This window comes from Algoriphagus sp. (assembly GCF_013373065.1).
Lineage (GTDB): Bacteria > Bacteroidota > Bacteroidia > Cytophagales > Cyclobacteriaceae > Algoriphagus.
This window is the reverse complement of sequence record NZ_JABXIN010000007.1, coordinates 16721-32072: the sequence shown is the minus strand read 5'-3', so window position 1 is coordinate 32072 and position 15352 is coordinate 16721. Positions and strand designations below refer to the sequence as shown.

Genomic DNA, 15352 nt, shown 5'->3' with positions numbered 1-15352 from the left:
ATATGAGAGAAACAGTTTTTGAGGTTTTATCAGAAGGTGGAAGTTTGACAATCGAACGCAATCGAGATCGAAACGGAGAGAAATTCATTTACCATCACAATGAAATGGATTTGACTGATGAAGGATTAGAAGTAAACGAAAAAGGCGAATACGGTAGATTTGACCAACCTTTTCAACTAATCAATTCAAAATATCCTTGGTTTAGATTTCATCTAACAAAACTTCACGAAGATTTCAGAGACTACGTTTTGTCTGAACTCATCACCACTCTGAACGAACAAGGAATATTACCCGATGATCTTCGTTATTCAAAACAAGATTTAGAAAATTCATTAAACGCTAAATTTGAATTTGGAAATGCGCCTTTAAGGAACGGACTACAAAATATAAAAGTCAAGAACTTAATTGAGGTTACTGAATACGATTATCAAGAATTCACCGAGCAATACGCTCAAGAAATTGGACAGAAATTTAAACTTCGAGGCAAATACAAAATGTGGGTAGAAGAGCAACCATTTTATCCCGAAAATATGGAAGTATTGAACGAATCCAACAATTTTGAAACCGTTGGAAAACTTGAAGTAAGCGGAAATACGATTCTGATCAAAAACGAATTTGGACAAATTGAGTTCGCTTTTCCGTCAGACAAATTTTTTGTTTCAACAACACCCATTTTAAGCAAATCAAAAGGTTGGTTCTATAAAAGCATTTAATATGACTAACAATAAACTTTCTAAAGGAATTACAGGAATTGCAGGAGAATACTATGCTGCTGCTGAACTTTCAAGACGTGGATTTATGGCGTCCATTACTCTACGAAACAACGAAGGTGTTGATATTTTGGCTCTTGATCCAAATGGATTAAAAACTTTTGCAATTCAAGTAAAAACAATCCAAAACGGAAATAAAAAATGGCCGTTAAATAAGAAGTATGAACGTGAAAAAAGAAAAAATTTATACTACATCTTTGTAATGCTAAAATCCGAATTTGAAAGGCCAGAATTTTACATTGTTCCCGGTGACGAATTGGCTGAAAATATCAAAAACAATCATCAAACCTGGCTGAATGCACCTGGAAGAAACGGACAACCCCATAAGGATAATGATATTAGGATATTTAGAGACAACGTAGATTTTTATAAAGAAAAGTGGGAGTTATTGCAATAAGAAATAAATCTCAAATTAATGACTATGAAAAAAAAGAATAGAGAACCAGAAAATGAAGAAGATAGGGAATTAAAAAGTGCCAATGATAAGGAGTTGTTTAGAGCCTATATAAACTCTTTCCTTTCCCCTGATAAGGATGAGCACATTTCTTTAGAAGATGATTCTTTCTTCGAAAAAATATACGGAAAAGAAGGATATCAGAAAATGAAAGCTAGTCTTGCTGAAAGACTTAAAAATGTAAAATAAGTGCTTAGGTTCAAGCTAAAATAATTTGAATTCATTTTAATGATAATCCCTTTTCAACTTCCTTCAATCATAAAGGAAGAGTATTCCGGTTGCAACTATCGTTGATAGGGGGAGCCAGTTTAAAAAAGAGGTCAAAGACGACCTCTTTTTTCGTTTAAAGCCTCTCCAGTTTCGTTTAATCGGACTTTTTCAACGGCTGCAGCTTTTTTATAACTCACAACTCAAGAAAAAGACCGAGCTGCAGCTGAAAATTATAATTGATTGATTATCAATCAAAAACTAAGCTAAATGAAAATAGAGCCTTTTCGTTTTTTTACGTAAAGAATGAGCTTTTTAAACCAAGAGCGTCTTTTTAAGATTTTCTAATTAATCATTTCCGAACGGGTCTCTAAGGCTATCACCCAAGTTATAAGGAATGTAAACACCTTCTTTCCGAAACCTTTCCCTGTTATCAAGATGAAAAGACAATAGTCGCTTCACTCGATATTCCAGATCAGGATCTGTATTTTGATCCATAAATTCATCAAATTCAGACTGAGTCAATGAGAAGTAGTGTAAAGCCAATTTCTTTCGCCCAATTTTTATTCTGGCTTGAAATTAAAGGCAATCCTCATGAAAGCTAGTATTCCAATCGTATGGAAATCTGAGAATTACAATGTTCATTTTTTCCATTTTTTTAGCCAAAAACTTCAGGAAGTTTTATCTTGAAAGGTCTTCAACAGCTAATACTTATTTCCAGAGCACTTTTTTAGTGTTCTTCACCATTGGATGAATCAACGCTCCATCGCCGTACTTCCTTTTGACAATCTCAGTTCTGACCTGGAAAACGAGTATTTTTCCGACGGAATAGCTGAGGAAATCATCAACGCACTCAGCAAAATCCAAAGTTTAAAAGTCATTGCTCGAACTTCCTCCTTTGCATTCAAGGGTCAAAAAATAGACGTTCGTATCATCGGAAATAAGCTGGGGGTTTCCTCTGTCATCGAAGGAAGCATCCGAAAAGCAGGAAACCGGGTTCGAATTGCCGTGCAACTCATCCGAACGGACAACGGATTTCACATCTGGTCCGAGACTTTTGACCGGACGCTGGAGGATATCTTCGATTTGCAGGATGAAATCAGTTTGTTGGTCGCAGACCGAATCCGGGAGAATTTTGGACACTTGGAAATCGAGGATCACCTAGTCACTGCTCATACCAAAAACTTTGAAGCTTATTCCCTATACCTGAAAGGTCGCTTCCATCAGCTTCGTTGGAATTTTAATGAATTTGATGATGCCATTGAGGCTTTTGAGAAAAGCACCCAGTTAGACCCCATGTTTTATCAACCCCATTTTGGATTGGTTCAATGCTATGGGCTAAAAGCCTCCTGGGGTGCAATGGATAAAGAGGAAGGCCTAAAAAAGGCAGATTACCATTTGAAAGAAGGGGTTCGAATAAACAATCAAACTACTGAAGCTCATTTTGCTTTAGCAACAAAGTCACTTTGGGTCAATTGGAATCCATATGAAGCCTTGGACCGCCTAAAATTAGCCTTATCTATCAATCCCAACGATCCAGAATCTCTGGAATCTGCTGCCGAAGCTCACATTGCTTTGGGACAATTTGACGAGGCTGAAAATTTCATAAAGAGCGCATTAGATGTCAATCCGCTCTCTGCTAATCACCACTTTACCATAGGCAACATTTACTACTTGCAAAAAGATTTTTCTACCGCTTTGACTCACTTTCAAAAGTCCCTTGAAATAGACCCAACCTGGGAATTTTCAATCCAAGTGAGTGCGCTATGTTATATTTTTTTGAATGATAAAAAAAACCTAGATGAGCTCCAGAATAATTATCCTAATTTGACAGAAGCCTACTTATTCCCTCATTTGTTCCATGCATTAAATAATGGAAAGCCTATAGACCTGAAGCAATTACCAAAATCCGAGGACATTTATTTCCCCTGGTCACTTTGGAAGCTCATTTATGCAGAAGAAAAAGAGGAAGCCTTTGACTACTTGCTCACCCAACTGGAAGTGAAGCGAGGTCAATATTTAAATTTTCTTCAGGAACCATTAAATCACCCGATCACTCGATCGGAAGAATTCCAACCGCTCATTCCCCAAGTATTTGATCAACCAAGTGCCCAATCCCATTCTAAAAATAAAGGTCCTTCCAATATTCTCATCTCTGAAAAAGAACAACAGGACTATTTATTAAAACTCAAAAACCTGATGCAAGGAGAGCATCTTTACACCAAAGAAAGCCTGACTCTTCGAAACTTGGCAGAAGCAATAGACTTACATCCAAATCGTCTTTCTTGGCTGATAAAAGAAGCAATCGGAAAAAACTTCAATGAATATATCAATGGATTTCGAGTTGAGGCTTTTAAAAAGAAAGCGTTAGATCCATCTTATCATCACTATACGCTACTAGGGATAGCCTATGAATGTGGGTTCCGTACCAAATCAGTTTTTAATGATTTTTTTAAAAAGTCAGAGGGATTGACTCCATCGGCCTGGCTTAAAAAACAAAGAAAGTAACCGCATAAATCTTTTTAAAAAGGTCTGAAATTTCATTTTCGGTCGCCTGCCTACTTTTTCCTTCGAAAATTTACACTCAAATATTACCCTGGTTTCTTTTTGGCTCAGTCTGTTAAAAAGGTGATCTAAAAAGTCAAAATCACTGATTTTACTCGAGGTAAATTAAACTCAAAAACTAAGGCACTCCACTATGAAAAAGACAATTTTATTAATTGCACTACTCCTGCTACAAGTAAGCGTATATGCTCAATTAGCCAATAAAATTGAATTAACATCAGACGATCAGCTCTTAGGGCTTGGTAGGCAGTATATACTCTATTCAGAAATTCTTGAAGAGGATCGCCCTTTCATTATTTCACTTCCAATAGGCTATGAAAAAAGTCAGGGAGGCTATCCGGTACTGTATGTTCTGGATGGGCTGGCAAACATTAAGCACACGGTCGGAACTGTAGAGATGCTAAGCGAATCAGGCCTGATCCCGCCGATGATTATTGTTGCAATAGAAAGCCTTGACCGAGCAAGAGATCTGACGCCATCCCATGCTGGGGAAAATGCTTTCGGAGGCTCAGGAAATACAGGGATTTCTCAAAGCGGAGGAGCTCCTGCTTTCCTGGAATTTTTGAGCAAAGAACTCATTCCATATGTAGATAATAACTTCCGGACACATCCCTTTCGGGTATTGGAGGGGCATTCATTCGGTGGCTTATTCGGTGTATTCGCATTAATGGAGAGTCCAGAAACCTTCGATGCTTTCATTGTCCAGGCACCGGCACTTTGGTGGAATCAAGAGGAAATGACGCAAAAAGCCAAAGAGTTTTTCATCGAAAACACTCAATTAAACAAATCTGTTTACTTCGGTATCGGTGGTGGTGACGGTTGGGGAATGCGACAGGAACTCCTTCGCTACGTGGACGTAATCAAGCGAAATACACCGGAAAATTTTATTTGGAGACATGAAGAAGTAGGTGATGAAGAGCATGATGCTTCACGTCTACTACTCCATTATCATGGCCTTAGATTTTTATTTTCTGACTTAGCACTTTCCAATGATTTAAAAACCAACTATTCTGATGAGGCCTTCCTTTGGGGAGAAGAAGCGTTAATGGCTAAATACGGTGAGAATACCAAAAGGCCAGCCGGCGATTATATCAAGCTGGTAATGGAAATGGAAAAAATGAATAAACTAGAAAGTGCCATCACCATACTTCAACGAGCGACCGAGGCCTATCCAAACTATATTGGAATTTTAAGCTATTTGGCTCAACTGTATGAGAAATCCGGGCAGATAGAAGAATCAATCAATACTTATAATTCAGCAATTAAAGTTTCCTACCAATATAAACTCGGTCAGGAAGCTGACTTTCAAATGGAGATAGACCGCCTTATCAAAATAATCTCGGAATGAAAAAAACTGCAGAAATCGTACTAATAGCCTTATTTTCTCTGATCATTGTTTTTCACTTTATGATCATTTTCTCAATAATCCCCTATACAATCGTGTGGGGTGGACGCCTAATCAGTTCGGGCCAAATGATCATTTTCGAATCCATTTCCATTTTACTAAATGGATTCTTTCTGGCTATCATATTGATTAAAATAGGCTATTTAAAAGTAAACATCCCCTCCAAGGTCATTAGGAGTATCCTTTGGGGGATGCTGATCCTATTTTTGCTAAATACGCTCGGAAATCTAGCCTCAGAAAGTGGATTTGAAAAGCTCGTTTTCACTCCCTTGACACTCGTAATCTCTCTATGCCTTATCATCTCCTTATTCTCAAAACCAAACGAAACGAGGCTAGCTCATGATGATGCTTTGAAGAGTTGAAAGAAAAAAGAAAACTCTATGTCAGGACAATTTTTAATTATTTAGATAAGAGTCTGGAATTTCATTTTCGGTCGTTCTGTCAAGGTTTTCTTGGAATCTTTGCCGACATAGCAAAAGCACAATGACACATGAAGTTCAGAATAGCCTACAAAAAAGACCTTGAATTCATCGTGTCCTTACTAGCCAATGACAATCTTGGAAAACTACGTGAGGACTTTAGAATTCCCCTACCCGCTTGCTACCAAGATGCTTTTGATCAGATTCAAAATGATAAGAACCAAGAGCTGGTAGTCATGGAAGATTCGAAGAATCAAATAATCGGGACATTTCAACTCTCATTTATCCCATACCTCACCTACCAAGGTGGAATCCGAGCACAAATCGAAGCTGTTCGCATCCATAAAGATCATAGAGGCCAAGAATTGGGTTCTAAAATGCTCGAATGGGCAATTGATCGAGCCAAGGCGAAGGGAGCGCATGTACTTCAACTTACAACCGATAAAAGGAGGCCTGAAGCGCTTCGCTTTTACGAAAAAATGGGTTTTGAGGCCTCCCATGAGGGCATGAAGCTTCATTTCAAAAAACTCAAATAGAAGAATCATAAAAATAATTCTAAGAGAAAAATTTTCCTTTTAGGGATCTATAATCAATGCTTTAGAAGAAATCTCAATACGATAAAAGAGTAGATTCTTTGTAGACTCAAAAAATGAATAATGACTTCCACACACCTAAAATTCAATCTTTTAATTATCGCTTTTACGCTACTGCTAGCGACCTCCTGTGTGGACCCAGACACTTACCAGGGACCTGATTCTAAAAGCTACTTGATGATCCCGGATTTTGAGTTTGAATCAAAATTAATTGAGTTGGGAATAGACACAGAAGGCCTGATAGATCAAAAAATTTTAAAAACTGATGCCAAGAAGGTCACACATTTGAATTTTAATGAATCAAGTAACCCTGGAAGGATTCGTGATTTTTCAGGTTTGGAAGAATTTGAAAACATCACCTTCCTAGCCGCATCTGGACAAGAAATTGAGAATATTGACCTGTCAAAAAATATCCTTCTAGACACCCTGCTATTAGATGGGAACTTCCTGACTAATATCGACATAAGCAACAATCCAAACTTGCTTCTTCTCGACCTCAAGAACAACGGTTTGGAATCTTTCAAAGGCCTATCAAAGGCCAAAAATCTAATCACCTTAAATCTGTCATTTAATCATCTTAAGGAAATAAGAATTGATAATCAATCAGTTGAAAACCTGTTCATTACCGATAACCAATTAAACTCAGTTGATATTCGAGCTGCCATAAATCTTAAAAGTTTGCTCGTGACAAGTAATCTTTTGGAGGATTTGAACCTAAGTTTTAATCAAAAGCTGGAGACCTTGATCATTTCCAATAATAAGCTCTCCTCCATATCCCTGGAATCCAACCCACTGCTGAGGCACTTATACATTTCCTCAAATACCCTCTCGGGTCTAGATATAAGCCATCATCTTTATCTAACGAGCATAAGAGCAGATCGAAATCCAAAATTGACATGTATAAAAATTAATGAGAATCAAGAAATCCCTAGTATCTCAATATCAGATTACCAGCAATTGAGCTCTGAATGTGATTAAAACCAACCCTGAATTTAGTATGAAATCAATCATGGTAAGGAATTCAAAATCTTTTGGCAGCTCAGTATTCAGAAAAACTCAGACTATAAATTATTCCACTTAAATATCGAATTGAAAAATGCGTAAAATCATAATTTTACTCTTGACCACAACCTTGCTTTATTCATGTGATAGGGGCTCAAGCTCTAAACCTTCGAATGATGCTTTCAATAAATCAAAGTTGGATAGCTTATTGAATTTGCTTCATGAGAATGACAAATTCATGGGAACCGTTACGCTGAGTCAAAAAGGAGATGTTGTATACTCCAAAACAATTGGATTTGACGATTTGGAATCCAAAAAGAAGTCAACAACGAATACCAAATATAGAATTGCCTCAACATCCAAGATGTTTACTGCTACCTTGATTTTCAAGGCAATCGAGGAGAATAAACTTGATCTTGAACAACGAATTAATCAATACTTTCCAAGAATTGAAAATGCAGATAAAATAACGATTCGTAATCTATTGAGTCATAGAAGTGGTATCCATAGTTTTACTAAAGACAGTTCATTTTTTACATACAGAACTCAATACAAGTCTCCTAATGAGATGGTGGATATCATCTCAAAATACAAAAGTGATTTTGAACCTGACTCAAAAGTAGAGTACAGTAACTCCAATTACTTTTTGCTATCGGTCATTTTAGAGAAGATCTATGAAAAGCCTTTTGGTGATTTATTAATAGAAAAAATCTGTGAGCCTTTGGACCTTAAAAACACCTACTATGGAAGTACAATCAATCTAGCTAATAATGAAGCCAATTCTTATACTTTTAATGATACTAATTGGATAAAAGAAATCGCTACAGACCTATCAACAACCATGGGGTCTGGAGGCATCATATCCACTTCATATGATTTAACCAAGTTTTTAGAAGGGTTATTCCAACTGAAAATAGTATCAGCTAATAGCTTGCAAGCTATGATGACCATTCAGGATAACCATGGTATGGGATTACTTCCATTTGATGTAGAGGATAAGTCAGGTTTTGGACACGGCGGAATCTTGGAGGGCTTTCGATCCTATGCCGTTTATTTCCCAGAAGACAGTCTTGCTATCGGGATCACTTCCAACGCAATAGACTATAATTTTGCCAGACTTTTGAGGGATGTTACCCAATGCTACTTCAATATACCTTTTTCATTACCTGAATTTGGTTCAGTAGACCTTTCTTCAGAGGAATTGGAGAAATATGTTGGAATCTATTCTCAAGAAGGAAGAGGGAAATTCACCATTACCAGAAGAGAAAACACGCTCTATTCACAATTAAACGACTTTGAGGCCTACCCGATGATTTATAAAGGGAACCATACCTTTCTCATGGAAGACAATGGTGCTGAATTCAAATTCAATCTAGAAACGGGTGAGTTATCTCTGGTTCAAATAGGCGTTGCAAATGCCTATGTATACATGAAAGAGTAGTTGATTTTTTTAGCAAAAACTATGAAAAGGCTCCTTTCATTCATCACCATATCTATAGTCCTGGTCACTTCATGCCAGAAGAAACAGAAACACAACCTTGAATTGCTCAGTTATCCCATCCCATTGGATTCAGCACTGATTTTTGCACCAGGGATTATCTCAACGGACGCCTTTGAGTTCGCCATTACGTTCAGTCTGGAAATGGATGAACTGTTTTTTACCCGTAGAATGCCCGAAGCAGACAATGAAATCTATACCATGCGATTAGTCGATGGAAGTTGGTCGGAACCGGAAGTTGCCTTCTTCAAAGCAGAAGAAGGATGGGATTTTGAACCACACATCAACCCAACCGGAGATCGACTCTATTTTGGAAGCTTAAGACCGCTTCCGGATTCCTCTAAATCAACCGGACTGCACCAATGGTACTGTGAGAAAACCGAAAGTGGCTGGAGTCAGCCAGTTCCTTTGAAAGGTCCTTTTCTAGATCGAATTGCCATGTATCTGACGGCTGCCGAGAATGGCAATCTTTACTACACCTCCTGGAAGAGTGAAAATGGCGAAACAAAAGATAACGGCATTTACAATTCGATCAATGAAGAAGGCACCTACAACAGCATGAATAAATTGGCACCAGAAGTCAACAGAGCCGAGCTTAATATGATCGCTCACCCCTATGTAGCTCCTAATGAAAGCTATGTGTTATTCGATGGAAAAAGTGACTCCTCAGGATATGGAAGCTGTGATCTATATATCAGCTTTAATAATAATGGTATCTGGACGGAGGCTCAAAATCTGGGCCCTTTAGTCAATACTAAATTATGTGAGTTTACAGCCAGTGTCTCACCAGATGGTAAGTATTTATTTTTCCATAGAGGACTCGTCTCTGAGGAAGAAGAGAGAGGCAATATCTATTGGATAGCATTCGAAACGGTTAAAAAGCAATTACAGCAATGAGAAATACTAACTTATCAATAGTATTAATTGTACTTACGCTATTTTTAAATGCATGTAATACAGAACAACACAATTTTAAGGCAAGGGCTTTAATTGTTCTATCAGATGCGGATATGATTGCTTCCTCTTATGAGGATGGAGTTTTAAACAAGAATTTCCAAATTGAGGATAGCCTGACCGTACTCTCTTTCAACCACCCCAATAGTACAAAAAGTCAAATTTCGCTCAGCAATTCAGTTATTGGTTGGCCTTCCGTTTTTAGTTATTCACCCAAAACACAACTAGGCTATTTTGCAGAAACAAAGGGTAGCAATCATCAAACAAAAATCAAGATGCAGCGGGTGTGGGATGCACTTCCCGATGGAGGTAGACTTTTTGTAGTTGACCTTTCTAATATTGAAAATCCAAGAGTAGTGCAGCAAGAAAAACTAGGAAACAATGTTTTCTCTGTCTCGGTAAATTCAACAGGAACTGTATTAGCAAGTTCCGTAATTCAGAGTGAAAAGACACAAATTCTTCTTTCTCAACTTGAGGATGGTAAAATCGTCAAAACCTTTTTAGCAGACACGAGTATTTTCAACAATTTCAAGAGAATTACCTCACTATATTTTCATCCCTCCAAGGACATATTAGCTGTCAATCTTGACAACACCTCAATAGGGTTTTATCGGATAACAAGAAATAACAATACCCTTGGGCTAGAACCTATCGGTGGATTACTAAAAGTATCTATCAGGTGGAGTGAAGGCAAGTGGTTCAACAACGGTGATTTTTTTGCAGTTTGTGACTATGCATTTACAGGCTTGGATAAACCACGTGTAAGTTCTATTAAATCAATCAAGTTTGATGTGAAGGGAAACCATGAGCTTATTTCTGAAGTAAAGACCGGGTTGAGTACGGAAGGCTTTGATCTCAGCCCTGACAATCAATATATCGTAGCTGTGAATATGGAACGATCCTTTCTGCCGCCAACCTATGCTGATTCACTTTTTATTAGACCTTCTTTAACCCTTATTAAAGTTTCTCCAAATAATGGAAAACTAGAACGTTTAGGAGCCAATTATTCTTTCGATGGTGCTCTCCCAGAAGATGCTGCATTTGATTCAGAAAGCAATACGGTAGCTGTAGTTTCCTTTCATGAAATGAAAGAATTAAACCCAAGAAAAGGGAAGGTAGAATTTTGGGAAATACAGCATGAGCGCCTGATAAAGTTAGATGCAAAAGTGGAATTAACCAGAGGAGCTCATTTTATCCATGCTATTTTGGACTAAAATGAAAATAGAACAGTTTAAAAATGAACAAATTAGTAATTAAAAACTGTCAAAATGAAGCAATCAGAACCTATAAAATAATGATGAAAACAAGAGCGTCTTTAATCCTATTTACTGTTTCTTTTCTAGTTTTTAATAGTTTCAGTCATTTTTAATGCTATAGGTTAGATTGTTAAGAATAGAACTATAAACTGGATGGGAAATGAAATCAATATTGAATAGAAAGGATAAAGGAATTGAAATCTAGAGTTAGTAATAGAAATGCCAAACATCAGATAAATCAAAACGATTATTAGTCCCAGTTGCGGCTTTTGTCAAGAGGGGGAGCCAATTTAAAAAAGAGATCAGAAATGATCTCTTTTTTCTTTTTAACACCATCCCACCCTCTATACCCATTAGAACCGATATTTCAGTAGTGAAAGGGTGGTTGCAACTTCGAAATCAAGATTTTCAATTTTTTCTTTAAAGATGCAGCCGAGAATCTTTTTCTTGGTTACGGTCACATTTACTACAAAAAGAAGGAAGTTCTGGATCATAGGTAGTTACCTCGTTAAATATTCCATCTTTTAGCATTCAACCTCATTGCTCATTCGATTTTTGAATTGACAGTGCAACTGCAATCAATGCCATCCCGGTTCTCATCAACCAAACAAGCGTATTATATCAGACCTAAGAAAGCACTGAGGTGATGAGCAAAAAGAAAAAAACAAATAACTAGGAAGTTATGATTGATCCACTATATCTACAAGCATTTTCGGTGCTTGATTATTAATAGCATGTTTATCATAGTGGAATTTGGTTTATTATTTTAATGAAGCCTCAAAAATGTTATCACACCGTTTTGGTCCAAAATTTCTAGTGTAGAAACCATATCATTGGATTCTTCAGTTATGTACATCTCTACAGGTTCATCGACCATATGGACGAAACCATCTATTGCCAGAACTAGATCATTTCCTTTTTGTATGGGATCGTAAATAACACAATTGAATGCCTTATTTTCAATGATGGTCATTCCCCGTGCTACAATGGTAGCCATTCGACCCTTATTAGTGGATGAAAAAGCCTGCAATTTATTCTGCCAATGCTCGTTTTCAATTTTTCCCCTTGATCCCATTGAGAATTTGGTTAGATAATTTCAGAAATTGGTATTAGTTCACAATTAATTCAATTCATCCTGTTAGAAACCCTACAGTGTTAATCCCCTTAGGAAGTTTTTACCACGAAAACCAAAACGATAGTTCACTGATAAGGTGATTTGTTCTCGGCTGCCCAAAAAGGTATAAATACCATTCAACATAAATCGGTGGTTAATTTGATAATTGGCTCCGACTGTCATACTGATTGGATAATATAGGCGCTTGCTGAAACTGTAATAAAGTTTTGAGCTCTCATCGTTCTTTAGCCATCCCGAAAAACCATCATAGATACCTCCAAATAGCTCCTTCGCTGGATCTGTCAGATCATTATACCAGTCATCCAGCTGCTCGGCAGCCTCCTTTCTACCCTCTGGAGTAATTCCTAGAATCTTATCAATATCAGCAGCTCCTTCGCTTACTCTATTAAGTCCGAGGTAGGAAGCACCGACTAGAACTACAAGGTTCTTATCTGGCTTTCTAGGGAACCGAAACATATAGCCAACACGTCCATCAAATAATGTAGTACTTGATGGTCCGTTTACGTTTCCAGTCCAGGTCCAGTTCATTACGAAGTTCCCCGTCATTACCATAGGGCCTACACCTCCGGCAACCACAGCGCCCCATCCTGCATTTGTTCCCTCAGTGGTGACATTAAATCTCAAGTCTATTGGCAAACCCAAATGCACATTGCTAACGGCTCTGATCCGGCCCCCAACACCGAATATATTTAGAAATGGTAACAGCCAAAAATCTACCCTAGCCTGATAAGCATCAACATTGGCTTGCATGGATTGAAGTCGGGCAAAACTACTGACATCGATGAGGTTGTTTGGATCAAAACTTACTGCGAGGTCGTCAATGGTTAGCTGCTGTACTGAATGACCATAAGTAAACATTGCTCCTACTGGGTAAGGTATATCAAACCCCAATTCCCTAACCTTTGCTCCCATGATCGGAAGGGTCCACGGATAATCAGTATTCTTAAGACTATCGCGGTATTTTTCATATTCGTCACTGATACTTAGGTTTGATACCTGACCATAAGAACTGACAACAACAATTGAAAGTGCAAATGATAAAAATGCATATAATCTTAATTTATTCATGACGTAGGGTAATTGTTACTTCTTTAAAGTTATTTGCGACTTTGACGTCATTCCATAAATTGTTGTATAAAACCAAGGCAATGATAGCCGACAAACGATCTTCTGTAATAACATCTTCAAAAATCCCGCTATTCACCAGAGCATTAACAATCGCCTGGGACAGTTGCTCTGGATTAATCTCACTGATAGATTCTAACACTGGCAACAAAATGGCTGCTATCGTTTCCTCATTAATATTATCCTCTATGATATCAAGTGATAATATTGTTTGTGCGATATACCTTGCTACGAGTTCTGCATTGATGTTGGAAACAAATTCAATAGCTGGCAGGATTAGCGTTTTAATATTTTCCTGTGTTACATTTTCTTTGATGAATCCATTTAGTGCCTGAGCAATTTTGAAAGCAGTAAATTCTGGATCTAGGTTATCAAGTATTGGGCTCAGCAGGTCGCTTAAATATTCAATAATGTCCGGTGAGATAATTTCAGCCAGGTTAGTCAGCCAGGCTGCAATTTTTTCACCCACAAGCTGAGGATCCAGATTCTGTAGGGCATTTATTGCTGAGGTAAATACCTGCGTTAGAGTATCTGTACTGAGGAACTGCGTCTTTATCAATGCAGCTACTTGCTGGGCAGCTTTTTCCGGTCCTCCTACCAATCCAATTACAGGTTTGGCTGCGATGAATATAGCCCTGATTTGGCCCTCCATGCTTTCGTAGTCCGGTTCCAGGTTGAGATCAGGAAAGGTGGTATTGATTTTCCCAACGAGTGCTTCTATAGAATTTACTGCCTCGGCCGCAAGCTTTCCCATCTGCAGTAGAGATGTTTCGTCAATTTTTTGTGTGATTGGAAGGATCAGCTGGGTGATATTCTCTTCGTTTATCCAAACTTTTTCTACTATGGATGTCAGTGTATCGGCGACTACTTCTACTTGCTTATCATCAAGTTCAGTAAATTTTTGCCATGCTGAAGCAATGATTGGTTGAAGGTTTTCTTCATTAAAAACACCCAATAACAAATCGACAACAAGTGTGCTGATTTTATTTGCGCTACCATCGGGATCCGTTGCCAAATCATCCAAAAATGGCAATACCAAGTCATAAATCTTGTCTGTAGAGAGCAACTGATTGATTATTGCTGTTATTTCGGAAGCTATTTCTCCAGCCACAACATCTGGATCAATGTTGGTGATCTTTTCCAGCTCCTGCCTTATCAATTCCGTAAGTTTTCCTTCCCAATCAATACTTTTAAGTTCCTCGACAATCCTTTTTGATAAAATATCTGCCGACTCTTTTGGGTCAAAATCGTTAACAAATTCTAATTTACCTGCAAGTGCCGAAACTACTAGGTCGTTAATCAACCGTTGAATCGATTCATTATTGAAAAGGATCTTGGCCACCAGGTCTCCCAACTTGTCTGGGCTTTTATTGGAAATGGCATCTATCAATTTCTGGTTAGTTTTTTGGATTAGATTACCTGCTTGCTCAGAAGTTAGCGTCAAAGAGAGTTTTCGCTGATTATCATCATATAAGTACCTATAATTCAGGCTGAGTTCGTTGGAAATAATCCTAATAGACCGTTCATTAAAAACAAAGTATCGCGCCACACTATCACCCAAAACATCAATTGGTCCTTCTGAAGTAATCAAGTCACGCGAATCCGTAAACAGCACAGTATAATCTCGCATATCCGATGCATCGAAAATCATGTCATCCAGATCATACCTTCCTACTCGCATCAATGAATCTGTCAAGCTGAATAATATAGGCGGAGGTATATCCTCATCATCGACAAGAATTGTAAATTCTTCCAACTGCCAACTGTACGACTGCAATAGGGTATTGGTACTAGTGACTGATTGAATAATTGGGTCAAGTGGCTGCTCACATGAGCCTAGAAAAAGCAGCCAAAATACTAACCAGCTTCTTGCCAAAACTCTTTGTACTTTTTTACTCATTGTGTAATTATTGGTTTTTTACTTTTTTACCTGTGAACATGCTTTTCTGACCAGACAGCTGATACCTAA

15 protein-coding genes are annotated in these 15352 nt (G+C 37.8%); 11 read left to right on the top strand and 4 right to left on the bottom strand.

Annotation, left to right across the window (positions count from 1 at the left end; translation table 11 throughout):
- The first annotated feature begins 104 nt into the window (after positions 1 to 104).
- The 3 genes from HWE15_RS05720 to HWE15_RS05710 are packed head-to-tail and all read left to right on the top strand — an operon-like array spanning position 105 to position 1413.
- Positions 105 to 713, top strand: a complete 609-nt coding sequence (locus tag HWE15_RS05720) for a hypothetical protein (protein ID WP_290506552.1) — start codon at positions 105 to 107, stop codon at positions 711 to 713.
- Between the two features lies 1 nt (position 714).
- Entirely contained in the window at positions 715 to 1167 is a 453-nt protein-coding gene (locus tag HWE15_RS05715; protein WP_290506551.1) for a hypothetical protein, read from the top strand.
- A gap of 24 nt (positions 1168 to 1191) precedes the next feature.
- Positions 1192 to 1413 (top strand): hypothetical protein, encoded by a 222-nt coding sequence (locus HWE15_RS05710; protein WP_290506550.1) that lies wholly within the window; start codon positions 1192 to 1194, stop codon positions 1411 to 1413.
- Between the two features lie 366 nt (positions 1414 to 1779).
- Here the strand turns inward: HWE15_RS05710 and HWE15_RS05705 are convergent, their stop codons facing one another.
- Positions 1780 to 1977: a hypothetical protein gene (locus HWE15_RS05705; protein WP_290506549.1), complete on the bottom strand. Its 198-nt coding sequence runs from the start codon at positions 1975 to 1977 to the stop codon at positions 1780 to 1782.
- A 204-nt stretch (positions 1978 to 2181) separates the two neighbouring features.
- Between HWE15_RS05705 and HWE15_RS05700 the strand changes: the two genes are divergently transcribed.
- The 8 genes from HWE15_RS05700 to HWE15_RS05665 all read left to right on the top strand — a co-directional run bounded on the left by HWE15_RS05700 (position 2182) and on the right by HWE15_RS05665 (position 11081).
- Entirely contained in the window at positions 2182 to 3939 is a 1758-nt protein-coding gene (locus HWE15_RS05700) for a tetratricopeptide repeat protein (protein ID WP_290506548.1), read from the top strand.
- A gap of 190 nt (positions 3940 to 4129) precedes the next feature.
- The gene (locus HWE15_RS05695) at positions 4130 to 5344 is read left to right on the top strand and encodes an alpha/beta hydrolase-fold protein (protein ID WP_290506547.1); all 1215 of its coding nucleotides are present in this window, start codon (positions 4130 to 4132) and stop codon (positions 5342 to 5344) included.
- Positions 5341 to 5763, top strand: a complete 423-nt coding sequence (locus tag HWE15_RS05690) for a hypothetical protein (protein ID WP_290506546.1) — start codon at positions 5341 to 5343, stop codon at positions 5761 to 5763. The genes HWE15_RS05695 and HWE15_RS05690 overlap by 4 nt, the downstream gene beginning before the upstream one ends.
- A gap of 128 nt (positions 5764 to 5891) precedes the next feature.
- On the top strand, positions 5892 to 6356 hold the full coding sequence (locus tag HWE15_RS05685; RefSeq protein ID WP_290506545.1) for a GNAT family N-acetyltransferase: 465 nt from the start codon (positions 5892 to 5894) through the stop codon (positions 6354 to 6356).
- A gap of 120 nt (positions 6357 to 6476) precedes the next feature.
- The gene (locus HWE15_RS05680) at positions 6477 to 7391 is read left to right on the top strand and encodes a hypothetical protein (protein WP_290506544.1); all 915 of its coding nucleotides are present in this window, start codon (positions 6477 to 6479) and stop codon (positions 7389 to 7391) included.
- 118 nt (positions 7392 to 7509) lie between these two features.
- A complete protein-coding gene (locus HWE15_RS05675; protein WP_290506543.1) occupies positions 7510 to 8856 on the top strand; it encodes a serine hydrolase in 1347 nt (448 codons plus the stop codon).
- Between the two features lie 21 nt (positions 8857 to 8877).
- Complete coding sequence (locus HWE15_RS05670; RefSeq protein ID WP_290506542.1) at positions 8878 to 9810, top strand: hypothetical protein; 933 nt, start codon at positions 8878 to 8880, stop codon at positions 9808 to 9810.
- Entirely contained in the window at positions 9807 to 11081 is a 1275-nt protein-coding gene (locus HWE15_RS05665; protein WP_290506541.1) for a hypothetical protein, read from the top strand. Before HWE15_RS05670 ends, HWE15_RS05665 begins: the two co-directional genes overlap by 4 nt.
- A gap of 808 nt (positions 11082 to 11889) precedes the next feature.
- Here the strand turns inward: HWE15_RS05665 and HWE15_RS05660 are convergent.
- The 3 genes from HWE15_RS05660 to HWE15_RS05650 form a co-directional block, all read right to left on the bottom strand.
- On the bottom strand, positions 11890 to 12198 hold the full coding sequence (locus HWE15_RS05660) for a DUF5335 family protein (protein WP_290506540.1): 309 nt from the start codon (positions 12196 to 12198) through the stop codon (positions 11890 to 11892).
- 72 nt (positions 12199 to 12270) lie between these two features.
- Positions 12271 to 13326 (bottom strand): hypothetical protein, encoded by a 1056-nt coding sequence (locus tag HWE15_RS05655; protein WP_290506539.1) that lies wholly within the window; start codon positions 13324 to 13326, stop codon positions 12271 to 12273.
- Entirely contained in the window at positions 13319 to 15283 is a 1965-nt protein-coding gene (locus HWE15_RS05650; protein WP_290506538.1) for a hypothetical protein, read from the bottom strand. The genes HWE15_RS05655 and HWE15_RS05650 overlap by 8 nt, the downstream gene beginning before the upstream one ends.
- Positions 15284 to 15352: the final 69 nt, after the last annotated feature.

Bases quoted from the DNA above. Each gene is read 5' to 3' on its own strand.
- HWE15_RS05720 (WP_290506552.1), top strand. From the start codon at position 105: ATGGATTTGACTGATGAAGGATTAGAAGTAAACGAAAAAGGCGAATAC.
- HWE15_RS05715 (WP_290506551.1), top strand. From the start codon at position 715: ATGACTAACAATAAACTTTCTAAAGGAATTACAGGAATTGCAGGAGAA.
- HWE15_RS05710 (WP_290506550.1), top strand. From the start codon at position 1,192: ATGAAAAAAAAGAATAGAGAACCAGAAAATGAAGAAGATAGGGAATTA.
- HWE15_RS05700 (WP_290506548.1), top strand. From the start codon at position 2,182: ATGAATCAACGCTCCATCGCCGTACTTCCTTTTGACAATCTCAGTTCT.
- HWE15_RS05695 (WP_290506547.1), top strand. From the start codon at position 4,130: ATGAAAAAGACAATTTTATTAATTGCACTACTCCTGCTACAAGTAAGC.
- HWE15_RS05690 (WP_290506546.1), top strand. From the start codon at position 5,341: ATGAAAAAAACTGCAGAAATCGTACTAATAGCCTTATTTTCTCTGATC.
- HWE15_RS05685 (WP_290506545.1), top strand. From the start codon at position 5,892: ATGAAGTTCAGAATAGCCTACAAAAAAGACCTTGAATTCATCGTGTCC.
- HWE15_RS05680 (WP_290506544.1), top strand. From the start codon at position 6,477: ATGACTTCCACACACCTAAAATTCAATCTTTTAATTATCGCTTTTACG.
- HWE15_RS05675 (WP_290506543.1), top strand. From the start codon at position 7,510: ATGCGTAAAATCATAATTTTACTCTTGACCACAACCTTGCTTTATTCA.
- HWE15_RS05670 (WP_290506542.1), top strand. From the start codon at position 8,878: ATGAAAAGGCTCCTTTCATTCATCACCATATCTATAGTCCTGGTCACT.
- HWE15_RS05665 (WP_290506541.1), top strand. From the start codon at position 9,807: ATGAGAAATACTAACTTATCAATAGTATTAATTGTACTTACGCTATTT.
- HWE15_RS05660 (WP_290506540.1), bottom strand. From the start codon at position 12,198: ATGGGATCAAGGGGAAAAATTGAAAACGAGCATTGGCAGAATAAATTG.
- HWE15_RS05655 (WP_290506539.1), bottom strand. From the start codon at position 13,326: ATGAATAAATTAAGATTATATGCATTTTTATCATTTGCACTTTCAATT.
- HWE15_RS05650 (WP_290506538.1), bottom strand. From the start codon at position 15,283: ATGAGTAAAAAAGTACAAAGAGTTTTGGCAAGAAGCTGGTTAGTATTT.